12 protein-coding genes are annotated in these 14921 nt (G+C 72.2%); 7 read left to right on the top strand and 5 right to left on the bottom strand.

Annotated elements, in window-relative coordinates; genetic code table 11:
• Positions 1–504: 504 nt before the first annotated feature.
• Positions 505–1983, bottom strand: coding sequence for a DUF222 domain-containing protein (locus ABGB11_RS16315; protein ID WP_347633484.1), 1479 nt, complete (start codon positions 1981–1983; stop codon positions 505–507).
• 491 nt (positions 1984–2474) lie between these two features.
• On the opposite strand from ABGB11_RS16315, the gene ABGB11_RS16310 reads away from it, so the two are divergent.
• Both ABGB11_RS16310 and ABGB11_RS16305 read left to right on the top strand, forming a co-directional pair.
• Positions 2475–3452, top strand: coding sequence for an ATP-binding cassette domain-containing protein (locus ABGB11_RS16310; protein WP_347633482.1), 978 nt, complete (start codon positions 2475–2477; stop codon positions 3450–3452).
• Positions 3449–4234, top strand: a complete 786-nt coding sequence (locus tag ABGB11_RS16305) for an ABC transporter permease (protein WP_347633480.1) — start codon at positions 3449–3451, stop codon at positions 4232–4234. The genes ABGB11_RS16310 and ABGB11_RS16305 overlap by 4 nt, the downstream gene beginning before the upstream one ends.
• Here the strand turns inward: ABGB11_RS16305 and ABGB11_RS16300 are convergent.
• The 4 genes from ABGB11_RS16300 to ABGB11_RS16285 form a co-directional block, all read right to left on the bottom strand.
• A complete protein-coding gene (locus ABGB11_RS16300; RefSeq protein WP_347633478.1) occupies positions 4212–7388 on the bottom strand; it encodes a BTAD domain-containing putative transcriptional regulator in 3177 nt (1058 codons plus the stop codon). The two genes, ABGB11_RS16305 and ABGB11_RS16300, sit on opposite strands and share 23 nt — an antisense overlap.
• Before the next feature lie 112 nt (positions 7389–7500).
• Positions 7501–8388 (bottom strand): HAD-IB family hydrolase, encoded by an 888-nt coding sequence (locus tag ABGB11_RS16295; protein WP_347633476.1) that lies wholly within the window; start codon positions 8386–8388, stop codon positions 7501–7503.
• Positions 8389–8397: 9 nt separating this feature from the next.
• On the bottom strand, positions 8398–8586 hold the full coding sequence (locus ABGB11_RS16290; RefSeq protein WP_347633474.1) for a hypothetical protein: 189 nt from the start codon (positions 8584–8586) through the stop codon (positions 8398–8400).
• 178 nt (positions 8587–8764) lie between these two features.
• Positions 8765–9442: a sigma-70 family RNA polymerase sigma factor gene (locus ABGB11_RS16285; protein WP_347633472.1), complete on the bottom strand. Its 678-nt coding sequence runs from the start codon at positions 9440–9442 to the stop codon at positions 8765–8767.
• 132 nt (positions 9443–9574) lie between these two features.
• Here ABGB11_RS16285 and ABGB11_RS16280 point away from each other — a divergent pair, with 132 nt between their 5' ends.
• The 5 genes from ABGB11_RS16280 to hemC all read left to right on the top strand — a co-directional run bounded on the left by ABGB11_RS16280 (position 9575) and on the right by hemC (position 14785).
• Complete coding sequence (locus ABGB11_RS16280) at positions 9575–10882, top strand: antibiotic biosynthesis monooxygenase (RefSeq protein ID WP_347633470.1); 1308 nt, start codon at positions 9575–9577, stop codon at positions 10880–10882.
• A gap of 1 nt (position 10883) precedes the next feature.
• On the top strand, positions 10884–11135 hold the full coding sequence (locus tag ABGB11_RS16275; protein ID WP_347633468.1) for a glutaredoxin family protein: 252 nt from the start codon (positions 10884–10886) through the stop codon (positions 11133–11135).
• A 365-nt stretch (positions 11136–11500) separates the two neighbouring features.
• On the top strand, positions 11501–12241 hold the full coding sequence (locus ABGB11_RS16270) for a redox-sensing transcriptional repressor Rex (protein WP_347633689.1): 741 nt from the start codon (positions 11501–11503) through the stop codon (positions 12239–12241).
• Between the two features lie 139 nt (positions 12242–12380).
• The gene (locus ABGB11_RS16265; RefSeq protein ID WP_347633466.1) at positions 12381–13868 is read left to right on the top strand and encodes a glutamyl-tRNA reductase; all 1488 of its coding nucleotides are present in this window, start codon (positions 12381–12383) and stop codon (positions 13866–13868) included.
• Positions 13865–14785, top strand: coding sequence for a hydroxymethylbilane synthase (gene hemC, locus ABGB11_RS16260; RefSeq protein WP_347633464.1), 921 nt, complete (start codon positions 13865–13867; stop codon positions 14783–14785). Before ABGB11_RS16265 ends, hemC begins: the two co-directional genes overlap by 4 nt.
• Positions 14786–14921 lie beyond the last annotated feature (136 nt).

Below are 14921 nucleotides of genomic sequence, written 5' to 3'. Positions count from 1 at the left end.
TGGCGTGCTGGGTGCGTGGCCCCGCAGAGTCGCTGTCGGTGGTCGCGTCGGTCGCCCTGGTTGCGGCCGAGGAGCAGGTGGGCGGGGCTACGGGATGGTCGGCGCGGGGTGCGCGGCAGCACGTCCCCGATCTTGAGCAAGCGTGGAAGATCTATCTACCGGTCGATGGTGTGGGCTGCCCCAGTGCGGCAGTGCCGAGGAGGTCTAGGCAAGCTGCACGGTGATGAGGGCAGTGGCTACGTCGACCTGCGGTGCTGGCTACGCGAGCGGGGCGTCCTTCGGCGGGCTTGTCCGGACGGTGTGGCAGCCGTGTTCGCCGAGGAGATGGTGGACGGGGTTGGTGGTGGTCGAGGCGGTGCAGGGTGCGCGGCAGCGCGTCCTCGACCTCGGCAGGTGTGTCTGGACGGGTGGCGGTCGTGTTCGTCGAGGAGTTGGTGGAGGGCGGTGTGGCGTGCCGGGTGTGGGCTCCGCCGGGGATGCGGTGCCGGTCGCGTCGCTCGTTCCCTATTCCGGCCCTGGAGTAGGTGGTGGTCGGGGTGCGGCGTGAGGCTGGCGTGGGCCAGGACGATCGTGGGTGGCCGCGACTGATCCAGCGACTAACGGGGGACCGGGGCGGTGGGGTTTAGGGATTGGTGACCCCTCGGCGGCGAGGCGAGGGGTGGTACTGGGGTGGGGTGTTAGGGGGCGCCGGGTGGGTGGTTGGTGTTGGGGTGATCGTTCGAGGGGGATTGCGGGGTGAGGGGCTGTGGTGGGTTTGGGGTCGATGATCCAAGGGGGCGGGGCGGCAGGCTGTCGGGTGTTTGGGGGGCGGAGGCGGTAGATGTGGCGGCCGGTGGGGGTTCGGGTTATGTGGATGCGGTCGGGGTTGGTGGCCTTGTAGCGGTTGTGCCAGCCGCAGGTGAGGGTGAGTTGGTCGATGTCGGTGGGGGCTCCGAGGGCCCAGCCGTGGACGTGGTCGACTTCGCACAGGGTGCCGAGGACTTGGCAGCCGTGTACGGCGCAGGTGGGGTTGAGGGCTTCGAGGACGCGGCGCTGGGCGGGGGTGGCGAAGCGTTCCGTGCGGCCTAGGTAGAGCGGGATGCCGCCCTGGCCGAGGAGGAGGGGGGAGACGCCGGCGGACAGGGCGATGCGGCGGGCTTGTTCGGCGGGGATGGGGGTGCCGTCGGGGAGCCGGGCGGGGGTGGTGCCGCCGGTGAGGGTGTCCAGGTCGCAGAGGACGGTGACCTTGGTGGCCCGGTGGCCGCCGGAGAGGACGGCGGTCAGCGCTGCGGCGGTTCGTTCGGCCAGGTCGCGGTGGTCGTCGGTGCCGGTGGGTTTGGCCAGGGGGCCGAGGGTGCCGTCCCAGATGGCGGCGTCTTCGGCGTTGAGCCAGCCTTTGATGTAGCGGCCGCCGTCCAGGGAGCGGGTGGAGTCGATCCAGGAGCGTTCGTATCCGCGCCGGGTGTCGTCGGGGGCCGGTTCGGTGCCGTCGCGTTCGGTGATGATGTCGCGGATGCGACGGCCGAAGGCGGCGATCTTCCCGGCGGAGAAGTCCCTGCCGACCATGTCGAGCAGGACTTCTTCGGCCGTCGCGCAGTCGTGGTCGTCCAGGCGGGCGACGGCGCCTGCGATGGTGGCGGCGTAGCCGAAGGACAGTTCGCCTGCGGCCCACTGTTCGGCCACGCGGGGGAGGCGGTGGTGCTGGCGGGCCAGGGTGAGGCGTTCTTTGGCGCGGGCGTCGCGCATGCCCAGGCGGTTGCGCAGCCATGACTGGGTGGAGGGGAAGCCCCACCGTTGCACTTCGCGGCCGGTGTCGACCACCCCGATGAATCCGGCGAGGGCGGCTTCGTGCATGTCGGTGGCGGCGGCGAGGGCTTCGGTGAGTTCCATGCAGGCGGGCGCCGAGGGTGGTGGGGTGCGCCTGGCGAGTTCGACGGCGATCGCGGACGCGGCGTTCACCAATTCCATGGTGGACGCCGATTCGAGGTCGACCGCGACTTCCATGGTTTTATTGTATGCGATTCGCGTGCCTTGAATGATCGATTGCCGGTTTGATTATTGTCACCACCCGGATACGTCGGAGTTCGACGTCAATCCGCCGAAAGATTGGCACGTGTGGAATCTAGCGGCTTTTGTATTTCGCCACTATTGTCCGCTTTGGGTTGATGGTTTGTCGGCTCTTGGACGGCGGTGGGGGCGGCGCGTCGGCGGGGGGCAGGCGGAGCCTGCCCGTTGAAAGCTGCACCTAGGGGCCGTAGAGGCTCCGAAGTCAAGGGTGGGACGGAGTCCCATCGCGAAGCGACGCCGAAGGCGCCCTTGACTTTGGAGGGGCGGCCCCGTACGCAGCGCCGCCCCCACCGCCCGGTCAAACGAACGAACGCATGCCGAACAATGCATGGAACTAACGACCAGATTCGACGCTGGTTTCACGTCTAAAACACAGATGAAACCCGAACGAAAGCGCGCTGAAAATGGGAAGGCCCAAGCTCCATGGCATGAACACGAAAGCACGGCAGACGGCCATCTATGCGACCGGGCTGCGGAAGGCGTTCGGGGAGAAGGTCGTCCTCGACGGGATCGATCTGGACGTGCCGCGCGGGACGGTCTTCTCGTTGCTCGGGCCGAACGGGGCCGGGAAGACGACGGTGGTGCGGATCCTGTCCACCTTGATCCGCGCGGACGGCGGCGGGGCGCGCATCGCCGGGCGGGATCTGGCGACGGACCCCGATGGGGTGCGCCGGGCGATCGGGGTGACCGGGCAGTACTCGGCGGTCGACGGCCTGCTCACCGGCCGGGAGAACCTGATCCTGATGGCGGACCTGCACCACCTCGGCAAGGCCGACGGCCGCCGGATCGCCGACGAGATGCTGGAGCGGTTCGATCTGGTGGATGCGGCGGGCAGGACGGCCGCCACGTACTCGGGCGGCATGCGGCGGCGGCTCGACATCGCGATGACGCTGATCGGGGATCCGCAGATCATCTTCCTGGACGAGCCGACGACCGGGCTCGATCCGCGGAGCCGGCGGACGATGTGGGAGATCATCCGGGAGCTCGTCCACGGCGGAGTGACGATCTTCCTCACCACCCAGTACCTGGAGGAGGCGGACCATCTCGCCGACAAGATCGCGGTGCTGGACGGCGGCCGGCTGGTCGCCGAGGGCACGGCGGACGAGCTGAAGCGGCTGGTCCCGGGCGGCCATGTACGGCTACGGTTCGCCGATCCGGCCCGGCTGGACGCGGCGGCGCGGGCGCTCGGCGACGCGACCCGTGACGACGACGCGCTCGCCCTGCAGGTGCCGAGTGACGGCGGCGTCCGATCGCTGCAATCGCTGCTCGGCCGCCTGGGGGACGCGTCGGTCGAGGTGGACGATCTCTCCGTCCACACCCCCGATCTGGACGACGTCTTCCTCGCTCTCACCGGCCAGACCAAGCGCGAGCACGAGAACCAGGACGAGAGGGTGAGTTCGCGATGACTACGCTCACGCAGGCGGCGACCGACTCCGCGACGATGCTGCGCCGCAACCTGCGGCACGCGCTCCGGTACCCGTCCCTGACGCTGGCCGGGATGATGGTGCCGATCCTGATCCTGCTGCTCTTCGTCGGCGTCTTCGGCAACGCGCTCGGCGCGGGTGTCGGCGGGGCGGCCAAGGGCGACTACATCAACTACGTGGCGCCGGGGATCATCCTGATGGCGATCGCCTCCGGGTGCATGGCGACGTCCGTCGCCATCTGCACGGACATGACCGAGGGCATCGTCGACCGGTTCCGGACGATGGCGATCTCGCGGTCCTCGCTGCTGACCGGGCACGTCGTCGGCAGCATGATCCAGACGCTGATCAGCACGGCGGGCGTCATCGCCGTCGCGGTCGCGATGGGGTTCCGGACGCGCGGCGGCGTCCTCGACTGGCTCGCGGCGATCGGGCTGATGCTGCTGCTCACGTTCGCGCTGACCTGGGTGGCGGTCGCGCTGGGGCTGCTGGCGAAGAACCCGGAGGGCGCGAGTAACTCGCCGATGGTCATCCAGTTCCTGCCGTTCCTCGGCAGCACGATCGTCCCGCCGGAGTCGATGCCCGCGGGGGTGCGGTGGTTCGCCGAGTACCAGCCGTTCACGCCGATCATCGAGACGGTGCGGGGGCTGCTGCTGACCACGCCGGACGGACGCGACGTGATGCTGTCCCTCGCGTGGTGCTCGGGCCTGGCCCTGGGCGGCTACGTGTACTCGAAGGTGCTGTTCAACCGGAAGGCGCCCCGCTGACGCGGGCTTCCATCAGCCGGCGGGCCGCGTCCCGCAGCCCCCCACGGCCGAGGCCGGCGTACTCCGACACCGCGTCGGCGTACGCCGGCCCGTCGGCGTCCTCGGCGGCGCGGCGCGCGGCCGCGGACGACATCGTCGGCTGGAACGCCCTGATGTGGTGGAGCCGCTCCGCGAGCGCGATCGCACGTGCGGCCCACGCGAGACCGTCCGGGCCGACGTCGGGACGAGCGAGTTCCGCCATGGCGAGGGCGAGCAGCAGACCGCCGCAGACGGGCAGGTCCATGAAGAAGGACGGCAGCGGCTCCTGCCGGTCGGAGAGCAGGACGGCGAGCTTGGCCGGCAGCCCCGCGACGATGTCCTCGACCAGGTCGGGCCGGCCGTGCCCGGCGTGGGCGACGACGGCGACGCAGTGGGCTTCGAGCGCGTACGGGTCCAGGTCGGAGGCCGCCATCGGGCTGGGCTCGCGGGAGAGCCGGTCCACGGCCTCCCGCCACAGCCGCAGCCCGGTGTCCACGTCGCCGCGGGCGATCGCGATCTCCGCGCGGGCACCGAGGTTGAAGGTGGCCGTGCCGTACTCGTCGTCCGGCCCCTGCCCTTGGAGGAGCGACCGGTCGAGCCACTGCTCCGCCTCGTCGCACTGCCCGAGCGAGATGTGAGCGGCGGCGAGCGCCCACATCAGCCCGAACGTGTCGGGCCACCTGTGCCGCTCCATCAACTCCAGCGACGTGTGGAGGTGGTGCAGCGCGCGCTCGCCTTGGTCGAGTTGCGCCAGAAGCTCGCTGAGCCGCGAGTGGGCGAGCAGCAGCAGCCACGGGGCGGGCGACGTACCTGCCCCTGCGAGCATCCTCTCGGTGGACGCGACCGCGCGTTCCAGATCCCCGTTCCTCTCGTGCATGTAGCCGGCGCCGAAGTTCGCGACGGCGGCGAGCGCGGGGGCGTCGCTCTCGCACATCGCGGTGAGGGCGGGGCTGTCCGGCCCGAGGATCTCCGGCAGCGAGGCCATCATGAGCGCCATGGCCCGGACGGGGTCGGTCGGCGGCGGCGCCGGGAGGCGCCGCAGCGCGACGAGCGCGCGCGTCGCCCGCGGCCCCTTCAGCATGGACGTCATCAGGACGCTGAGGGCGAGCGCCGTCCGGGTGACCTCCACGTCCTCCGGCCCGGGGCGGAACCGGCTCAGCAGCCCCGCGCTCTCCTCCAGCAGGACGATCAGCCGGCTGTAGGCGGATTCCAGCGTCCACATCCCGCCGAGGACGGCGGCCACCGCCGCGACGGCCGCGCCGTCCTGCCGGGCGAGCCCGTGGCGGTGCACGTGGAGCAGGTTGTCCTGCTCGACCCGGACGCGCTCCACGAAGTCGAACGGCTCGGCGCCGAAGAGAGGCCCGTGGTGCATCGCGCCGAACTCGCGCGCCCAGGCGAGCAGCCCGGCGACCGCGCGCTCCGTCTCGCCCTCGGCCTCCCGGTGGGACGCGCTGAACTCGCGGACGCTCTCCAGCATCCGGAACCGGGTCCCCGGCACGCCCTCGACCACTTCGAGCAGCGACTGGTCGACGAGGTCCTCCAGGACCTCCAGCACTTCACCACCGGACAGCAGATGGCGCGCCGCGTCGGTCGTGAACCCGGCGGGGAAGATCGACAGCGCCCGCATGGCCGCCCGTCCCGACGGGGAGAGCAGGTTCCAGCTCCAGTCGACGACGGCGTGCATGGTCCGGTGCCGGGACGGTGCGTCGCGCGCGTTCCCCCGCAGCAGCGCGAACCGGTCGTCCAGGCCGCGGGCGATCTCCGACACGGACATGACCCGGACGCGCGCCGCCGCCAGCTCGATCGCGAGCGGCAACCCGTCGAGATGGCGGCACAGCTCCTCGACGGCTCCGTCCGGCAGGTCGACGCCGGGACGCGCCGCGTGCGCACGCTGCCGGAACAGCTCCACGGCCGTCGGCAGGTCCAGGGCGGGCAGCGGATACACCGACTCCGACGACAGCCCGAGGGGCGCGCGGCTCGTGGTGAGCACGCGCAGATCCCGTGTCAGGGACACCAGGGCACCGGCCAGGCCGGCGGCGCCGTCGATGACGTGCTCGCAGTTGTCCAGGGCGAGCAGCACCGGCCCCGGGCCGAGGACGTCCGCGATCGCGGAGACCAGGTCGGCCGGCCCGCCGAGGCGCCCTCGCGGGGACTCGCCCACGCCGAGGACCGATGCGACCTCCCCGGCCACGTCCTCGTCCCGCGCGACACCGGCGAGCGCGACGAAGTGGACCGCCCGCTGCGGGGCTTCCCGCGCGACGGTGTTCGCGAGCCGCGTCTTGCCCAGACCACCCGTACCGACGATCGAGGTGACACGGGACGTCCGCAGCAGGCCCAGCACGGCGGCGAGGTCCCCGCCGCGGCCGAGCAGCGGGTTCGGCTCGTGCGCGACCCCGCGCCGGACGGCGGGCGCCTCGTCCTGGAGCAGCTCACGGTGCAGCTCCTGGAGCGGCGTCCCCGGATCGGTGCCCAGCTCGTCCCGCAGCGAACGCCGGTAGGTCTCGTACCGAGCCAGCGCGGCCGAAGGACCGGCCGTGGCCGCCTCGCATCGCAGCAGCCCGGCGAGCACCTCCTCGTCCCGCGGATACTCGCGGACGACACCGGTGAGCGCGTCGAACCCCTCCGCGTGCCGCCCGAGCCGCGCCAGGGCGAGTGCGCGGGCGCGCATCAGCGTCCAGTAGGTCGGCACCCGTTCCGCCCGCAGGACGGACACCGGATCGTCCCCCGCGTCCCGTTCGGAAGGCGGCGACCCCTCCCACAGCGCGAGCCCTTCCTCGGCGTGCGCGAGCGCGCCCGCATGGTCGCCGTCCCGAGAGCACCGGGAGCTCGCGGACGCGGAGAGCACCACGGCCGACGCGTCCACGGCGGACTCGTCCAAGCCGAGCCGGTACCCGGTGGGCGTGCTGGCGATGACGTCCGCGCCGAGCTGGGACCGTGCCCGCGAGACGGCGACCTGGAGGGCCTTCGCCGGTTTCTCCGGACGGTCGTCCGGCCACAGCCCTTCGACCAGCCGCACCACGGACACGCCGGTGCGCGGCTCACCCGCGAGCAGCGCGAGAAGCCCCCGCAGCCGAGGACTCGTGACATCCCGCCCACGACAGGCGACGCGGGACAACAGCCTCAGCTCGACGGTCACGGGGACAGACTAGAGCCGGGCCGACCAGAACCGGGCTGAGCAGACAAGCCGACTGGAGACGGGCCGACTATAGACAGGCCGACTATAGACAGGCAGGGCCGAGCGGCCGCGGTCAGCTTGTGCGGTAGTGACGGCGGAGGGCGATGCCGGCCGCCACGCCGCCCGCGATGGCGCCGGCGCCCGCGGCGGCGGGGAGGGCGACCATCGTGACCTTGCGGCCGGTGCGGAAGTCGTGGATCGGCCAGCCGTGGTCCCGGGCGTGGGCGCGCAGCTCGGCGTCGGGGTTCACCGCGTGCGGGTGGCCGACGGCGGTCAGCATCGGCAGGTCGTTGACCGAGTCGCTGTAGGCCGAGCAGCGCGCCAGGTCGAGCCCTTCGCGCTGGGCGAGGGCGCGCACGGCCTCCGCCTTCGCGGGCCCGTGCAGCAGGTTCCCGACGAGCCGCCCGGTGTAGAGGCCGTCGCTGGTCTCGGCGACGGTGCCGAGCGCGCCGGTCAGACCCAGGCGGTGCGCGATCGTCCGGGCGACCTCGACGGGCGTGGCGGTGACGAGCCACACCTGCTGGCCGGCGTCGAGGTGCTGGAGGGCGAGGGAGCGGGTGCCGTGCCAGATGCGGTCGGCCATCACCTCGTCGTAGATCTCCTCGCTCAGGTTGACGATCTTGTCGACCCGCTGCCCGGCGACGAACGCGAGCGCGGCCTCCTTGGCGCTGCCGATGTGCTCGGAGTTCTCGGTGCCGCGCAGCCGGAACGCGGCCTGGCCCCAGGCGAACATGGCGAGGTCGCGCATGGTGAACAGCTTGCGCGCGGCGAGCCCCCGCGCGAAGTAGTAGATGGACGCGCCGCGCATCATCGTGTTGTCGACGTCGAAGAACGCCGCGGCCGCGGGGTCGGGCGCCGGGAGCGGTCCCAGTTCGGCCGCCGCCGCGGCGGCCTCTCCGGCGCTCTTGTGGTCCTCGTCCCTGCCGCGGCCCCAGAAGTCCCGCTGCCAGATTCGCCGCATGAGCGAAGCCTAGTCAACCGGCTCCCCGTGGCCGTCCGCACGGCCGTGATTGCGACCGTCCTCACTCCGGTCGCCCGCGGCCGCCACCAGCCGCTCGCGCAGGACGGCGCGGAACCGCGGGTCCGGCCTCGGGTCGCCCGCCCGCAGCCGCGCCAGCACGTTCCCCTGCTCTGCGATCTTTCCCCGCCTCGTCTTCACGTCCCGGTTCTCACTGGCCGCTCCCTTGCGGACTACTCCAGGCGCGAACGCGCTCCTGCCCGCTGAACGAGCGGGCTCCGGGCCGGGTTACGGCCCGAAGGTTCCTTGATAAACAATGCAATAGCCGCCGCGCAAGGGGGCGGCGTCCCGAAAGCGGCGGGCGCGCCCCGGCCGGGCCTCAGCCGCGGAGGTCCTGCGGGAGCATGCGGGCCAGGGACCGGACGGCCCTGTACTGCAACGCCTTGATCGCGCCCGGCTTCTTGTCCATGATCAGGGCGGTCTCGGCGACGGTGAGCCCGTGCAGGAACCGCAGCACCACGCATTCCTGCTGCTCGGACCCCAGCCGCCGGACGGCCAGCAGCAGCGTCCGGTTGGTCATGGCGTCCAGGACGGCCCGCTCCGGCCCCTCCTGGTGGTGCTCCGGCTCGGCCGGTTCGGCGGTGCAGACCTCCAGCCGGTACCGGCCTGACTTGAAGTGGTCGGCGACGAGGTTCCGGGCGATCGTCACCAGCCAGGCACCGAAGTCCTTGCCCTGCCAGTGGAAGTCGCAGATGCGGCGGAGGGCCCGCAGGAACGTCTCGCTGGTCAGGTCCTCGGTGAGCGAGTGCGCTCCCACCCGGTAGTAGATGTACCGGTAGACGAGTTCGACGTAGTGGTCGTAGAGGGAGCCGAACGCCTCGGCGTCGCCGTCCCGCGCCCGCAGCACGAGCGCCTTCAGAACCTCGGCCCGGTCGCCAACACGGTCATCAACACGGTCGGTGGGACGGCCCGCGGGTCTTGTGGCCGGACGGACCAGCCCGCCCCGGGAATGCCGAGGAATCGGGAGAACCCCGGCATCGAGGGTCAGGCTGCTCATGCAGTTCTCCTCGGGGCGTACGCGACCTCCGGCGTGATCTGCCACTCTAGAGACCGAAAGGTACGCAAGGCAATGGTGCGTTCCGGGGAGCGGTTACCCGTCCGCCCCCGCCATCGGGCACCATGGGGCGCGATGGTCGATGCTCTTCTCGCGCTACTGGCGACCCTTGGTGCCCTCGCGGCGACCGGGTTGCTGATCCAGCGCGCCTCCAAAGACCGGCTGCTCTATCTGATCGCCTGGTCGTTCACGCAGGTCGGGCTCACGCTCGCCCTGCTGTCCATGGGCGTCGGCTTCCTCGCCGGGTACAACGGCCTGCTGTTCCGCGTCATGGAGCTCGGCGCCGCGCTGATCGGGCCGGTGTGGCTCGCGCTCGGCATGATCGAGCTGATCGCGCGGTACGTGCAGGTCCGCTTCGCCGCCTGGCTGTTCGCGATCTCCTACACGGTCGTCGCGATCGTGATCCTGATCCTCGACCCGCTCAAGGGCTCGCTGTCCAAGAGCCTGCCCAAGCCGGGCGACACCTACGACGCGCTGCCGCTGCTGCTGATCGACGGCGCGCACGTCGTCGCGGTCCTCGCGCTCGCGGGCTGCACCGGCGTGACCGCCTGGCTGGCCAGCAAGCAGGACCAGGAGGCCGCGGAGCTGCTCATCCCGGTCGCGCTCGTCGCCCTCGCCGGCGTCCTGGTGGTCAGCGGCACCCGCGGGTTCCTGCCCGCGCCGCTCGCCGTCATCGCGCTCGGCGCCGCCGCCGGGCTCGTCTGGTACGGCGCGATGCGCACGATCCCGGTGTACGACGAAGAGGGCTACGACGACTACGAGGACGAGCCCGCCACCGGCTACGAGGAGCAGGGCTACGCGCCCGCGTCCCGGCCGGAGCCCGTCCCGGCGCCGACCCCGCCGCCTGACCAGCGGCGCGGCGAGCTGCGCTTCCCCGAACCGTCCTCCGAAGAGCTGCGCTTCCCCGAGAACACCAGCATCCCGGTCCCCGAGCAGCCCGCCTATCCCGAGAGCCCGGCGCCCAACCCGGCCGGTCCCACGGCCGTCGACGGGATCGGCCAGTCACCGCTCGCCGGCCTCGCCAGGCAGGGCGCGCTCGGCGGCGAGCTGGCGAACGCGTGCGGCCAGATCACCGTCTACACGCTGCTGGACGGGCGCGAGAGCGCCTTCGACCGGCTCGCCGCCGACCTGGTGAAGGCGGCCCTCGCCGCCGAGCCGGAGACGCTGATCTTCGCCTCGCACGAGGTGGTGGGCGCCCCCACGCAGCGGATCTTCTACCAGATGTTCCGGGACGAGGCGGCGTTCGCCGCGCACCGCCGCCAGCCGCACCTGCAGCGCTTCCTCGCCGAGTCCCGCACCCACGTGATCGCCACCAACGTGATCGAGCTGAAGCTCGGCGCGGCCAAGGTGCCGCTGCCCGCGCCGGAGTACCCCGGGAGGTGACATGCCGGCGCATATCATGATCACGCTGCTCGGCAAGCCCGGTTGCCACCTGTGCGAGGACGCCCGCGCGGTGATCGAGCGCGTCGCCCGCGACCTGGACGTGCCGTGGGAGGAGCGCGACATCACGCGGTCGGAGCAGGACACCGAGCGGTACTGGGAGCAGATCCCCGTCACTCTGATCAACGGTGTCCAGCACGACTTCTGGCGCGTCGACGAGGCCCGCCTCCGCGCCGCCATCGCGAAGCTCCGCTGACCGCCGCCGTTCACCGTCGCCGCCGACCGCGGCCCCCTCGCCCCGCCGCCGCCCGCGGGCGCGCGGGACGAGCGCGTGGGACGATAGGACAAATTTTGTCTCGTCGGTCACATCCCTGCTCCGCCGAGCCTTTCCGGATTTAGTGTGGAAGACCCTGCTAGACGGGCCTTTCGGTAAATCAGGCGGATCGCCCGCGGACCCCACAACCGGGGGGTGACTTTGTGCGTGTATTCACAAAGGCTTAACCTGGTGGACGGCCCTGGGGCGGCCGGGGCGCGGCCGTGAGGCCGCCGCCCGCCCGCGCGTGCCGAGGGCCGCTGGTCATCCCCATGACCATTCCCAGCGTCGAGCCCGAAGAGCAGGCCGTGACACCTCGACAGAACCGCCACCGCGACCGCGCGGGCCGCGGTATCCCCGAAGCCACCGTGGCGCGGCTCCCGGTCTACCTCCGGGCCCTCACCGGCCTGCAGGAGCGCGGCGTCGCGACCGTCTCCTCCGAGGAGCTCGCGGCGGCGGCCGGCGTCAACTCGGCCAAGCTCCGCAAGGACCTGTCCCACCTCGGCTCCTACGGGACGCGCGGCGTCGGCTACGAGGTCGAGTACCTCGTCTACCAGATCTCCCGCGAGCTCGGCCTCACCCAGGACTGGGTCGTCGCCATCATCGGTGTCGGTAACCTGGGCCGTGCGCTGGCGGGCTACGGCGGTTTCGCGTCCCGCGGCTTCCGCGTGGCGGGCCTGCTCGACGCGGACGAGTCCATCGTCGGCCAGGAGATCTCCGGCATGACGGTGGAGCACATCGACCGGCTGGAGGACATCATCGCCGACCACGGCGTGTCCATCGCGGTCATCGCGACCCCGGCGGGCGCCGCCCAGGGCGTGTGCGACCGCGTCGTGGCCGCCGGAGTGACGAGCGTCCTGAACTTCGCCCCGGTGGTGCTGTCGGTGCCGGACGGGGTGGACGTGCGCAAGGTCGACCTCTCCATCGAGTTGCAGATCCTCGCGTTCCACGAGCAGCGCAAGGCGGGCGGGCCGGACGGGGTCGCCCCGCTGGCCGGCTCCGAGGAACCCCCCGGCGCGACGCAGTACGTGGAGACGGTGGAACTATGAGCCGTACAGCAACAACACGGGCAACACGGGCAAGCAAGGCAAAACGGGCAAGCGGGGAACGGGCCAGCAGGGAACGGGCCAACAGAGCAGGACTGGCAAGCGAGGCAGGGCGGGCAAGCGGAGACGCTGGAGACGGCAAATGAGCATTCTGGTCGTGGGCCTCAGCCACCGGAGCGCGCCCGTGGCGGTGCTGGAGCGCGCGGCGGTCGCGGGCGACGATCTGGTCAAGCTGCTGCACGCGGTGCACGAGTCCGCGAACGTCGCCCAGACCGCGATCGTCTCGACGTGCAACCGGGTGGAGATCTACGCGGTCGTCGACAAGTTCCACGGCGGCGTCTCGGCGATCTCCGAACTGCTGGCCCTGCACTCGGGCGTCCCCCTGGACGACCTGTCGCGCCACCTCTACGTGCACTACGAGGAGCGCGCCGTCCAGCACGTGTTCGCGGTGGCGTGCGGCCTGGAGTCGATGGTCGTCGGCGAGGGCCAGATCCTCGGGCAGATCCGCCAGGCGTTCCGGCTCGCCCAGGACGAGGGCACGCTCGGCCGCGACCTGCACGACGTCCTGCAGCAGTCCCTGCGGGTCGGCAAGCGCGCCCACCACGAGACCGGCATCGACAAGGCCGGCGCGTCGCTGGTCAGCGTGGGCCTGGACATCGCCGCCCGGCACCTCGGGCCGCTCACCGGCGTGCGCGCGCTCGTCGTCGGCGCCGGATCGATGAGCTCGCTGGCCGCCACCACGCTGAGCCGGGCCGGGGCGCGCGAGGTCGTGGTCGCCAACCGCACCCACGCGAACGCGGTGCGCCTCGCCGGGTCGCTGGACGTCCCGTCCCGCGCGATCGAGCTGTCCGTCCTGGACGCGGCGATCGCCGAGGCCGACCTGGTGGTGTCGTGCACCGGCGCGACCGGGCTGGTGGTGACCACCGGGCAGCTGACGTCCCGCGGCGTCGGCTCGGACGGGCGGCGCCGCTTCTTCCTCGACCTCGCGCTGCCGCACGACGTCGAGCGGAGCGCCGGCGACCTCCCTGACGTGGAGCTGGCCGGGCTGGACGACCTGCGCACCGCGCAGGAGGCCGCCCAGGCGATCGGCCCGGAGGCGGTCGAGGCCGTCCGGCGGATCGTGTGCGAGGAGGTCGAGGCGTTCCTCAGCGCCGCCCGTGCCGCCGCCGTCGCGCCGACCGTCGTCGCGCTGCGCAGCAAGGCGGCCGAGGTGGTCGAGGCCGAGCTGGCCCGGCTCACCGGCCGGGTGCCCGGGATGGACGACCGGGCCCGCGGGGAGATCGAGCAGACGGTCCGGCGCGTCGTGGACAAGCTCCTGCACGCGCCGACCGTCCGGGTGAAGGAGCTGGCGGCGGCGCCGGGCGGCGACTCCTACGCCGACGCGCTGCGCGAGCTGTTCGACCTGGACCCGAAGGCCCCCGAGGCGGTGGCCCGCGCGGACATGCGCGAGGAGGAGCCCAAGCTGGACCCGGGATGCGCGGAGGCCGACTGCGTCAGCCCGGTGTCCGCACCGAGGAGTGCCACGGCGCCGGACGGCGTGAACGTGGAGACGGTGAACGCCCAGGCCGCGAGCGTCCGGGCGGTCAGCGCCCGGGACACGGTCCCGGGGCGTGAAGGAGACGAGAAGTGAGTACGGCGAGCAGGGGCCCGCTGCGGCTGGGCACCCGCAAGAGCCTGATGGCGATGACCCAGTCCCGGGGCGTCGCGGACGCGTTGTCGCAGTTGACGGGGCATGCCGTCGAGCTGGTCGGGGTAACCACGCAGGGTGATGTCTCCAAGGCCCTGCTCGCCCAGATCGGCGGGACCGGAGTGTTCGTCAACGCGCTCCGCGACAGGATCCTGTCCGGCGAGGTGGACTTCGCGGTGCACTCGCTGAAGGACCTGCCGACATCCGAGACGCCGGGGATCGCGCTGGCGGCGACGCCGGTCCGCGACGATCCGCGCGACGCCCTCTGCGCGCCCGCGAAGCTCGCCGACCTGCGCCGCGGGGCGCGCATCGGCACCGGGTCGCCGCGCCGCGTCGCGCAGCTGCGGGCGCTGCGCCCCGACCTGGAGATCATCCCGATCCGCGGCAACGCCGACACCCGGCTGCGCAAGGTCACGGACGGCGAGCTGGACGCCGTGGTGCTGGCGCACGCCGGCCTGAAGCGGATCGGCCGGCTGGACGCGGTCGGCGAGGTCTTCGAGCCGGACCAGATGCTGCCGGCCCCCGGGCAGGGCTCGCTCGCGCTCGAATGCCGCGCCGACCGGGACGACCTCCGCGAGCTGCTCGGAACGGTCGACGACCCGCCGACCCGGCGGGCCGTCACCGCCGAGCGCACGGTGCTGGCCGTGCTGGAGGCGGGCTGTTCCGCTCCCGTGGGAACATACGCTGCCGAGATAGATGAAAAGCTGCATCTCACGGCGACCGTCGCGGCGTACGACGGGAGCCGGCAGGTGCGGCTGTCCGCAAGCGGCCACCCGGACGCCGCCGAGCAGATCGGGCGCGACCTCGCGTCCCGGCTGCTCGCGCAGGGGGCCGACCAGTTGATGGGGGAGCGAGATTGAGCCCCGCCGCGAAGTCCACCGCCGCCGAGAAGACCACCACCGACGAGCCCGCCGACAAGCCCGCTGCAGGCAGGTCCGCCGCGGGGAGCACGGCTGAGAGCACCGCCACGACCGCGAAGGGCGCCCCGGCGCGGGC

Source organism: Actinomadura sp. B10D3 (assembly GCF_039871695.1).
GTDB lineage: Bacteria > Actinomycetota > Actinomycetes > Streptosporangiales > Streptosporangiaceae > Spirillospora > Spirillospora madurae.
This window is presented reverse-complemented; position numbering and strand designations above follow the sequence as displayed.

Bases quoted from the DNA above. Each gene is read 5' to 3' on its own strand.
- ABGB11_RS16315 (WP_347633484.1), bottom strand. From the start codon at position 1,983: ATGGAAGTCGCGGTCGACCTCGAATCGGCGTCCACCATGGAATTGGTG.
- ABGB11_RS16310 (WP_347633482.1), top strand. From the start codon at position 2,475: ATGAACACGAAAGCACGGCAGACGGCCATCTATGCGACCGGGCTGCGG.
- ABGB11_RS16305 (WP_347633480.1), top strand. From the start codon at position 3,449: ATGACTACGCTCACGCAGGCGGCGACCGACTCCGCGACGATGCTGCGC.
- ABGB11_RS16295 (WP_347633476.1), bottom strand. From the start codon at position 8,388: ATGCGGCGAATCTGGCAGCGGGACTTCTGGGGCCGCGGCAGGGACGAG.
- ABGB11_RS16285 (WP_347633472.1), bottom strand. From the start codon at position 9,442: ATGAGCAGCCTGACCCTCGATGCCGGGGTTCTCCCGATTCCTCGGCAT.
- ABGB11_RS16280 (WP_347633470.1), top strand. From the start codon at position 9,575: ATGGTCGATGCTCTTCTCGCGCTACTGGCGACCCTTGGTGCCCTCGCG.
- ABGB11_RS16275 (WP_347633468.1), top strand. From the start codon at position 10,884: ATGCCGGCGCATATCATGATCACGCTGCTCGGCAAGCCCGGTTGCCAC.
- ABGB11_RS16265 (WP_347633466.1), top strand. From the start codon at position 12,381: ATGAGCATTCTGGTCGTGGGCCTCAGCCACCGGAGCGCGCCCGTGGCG.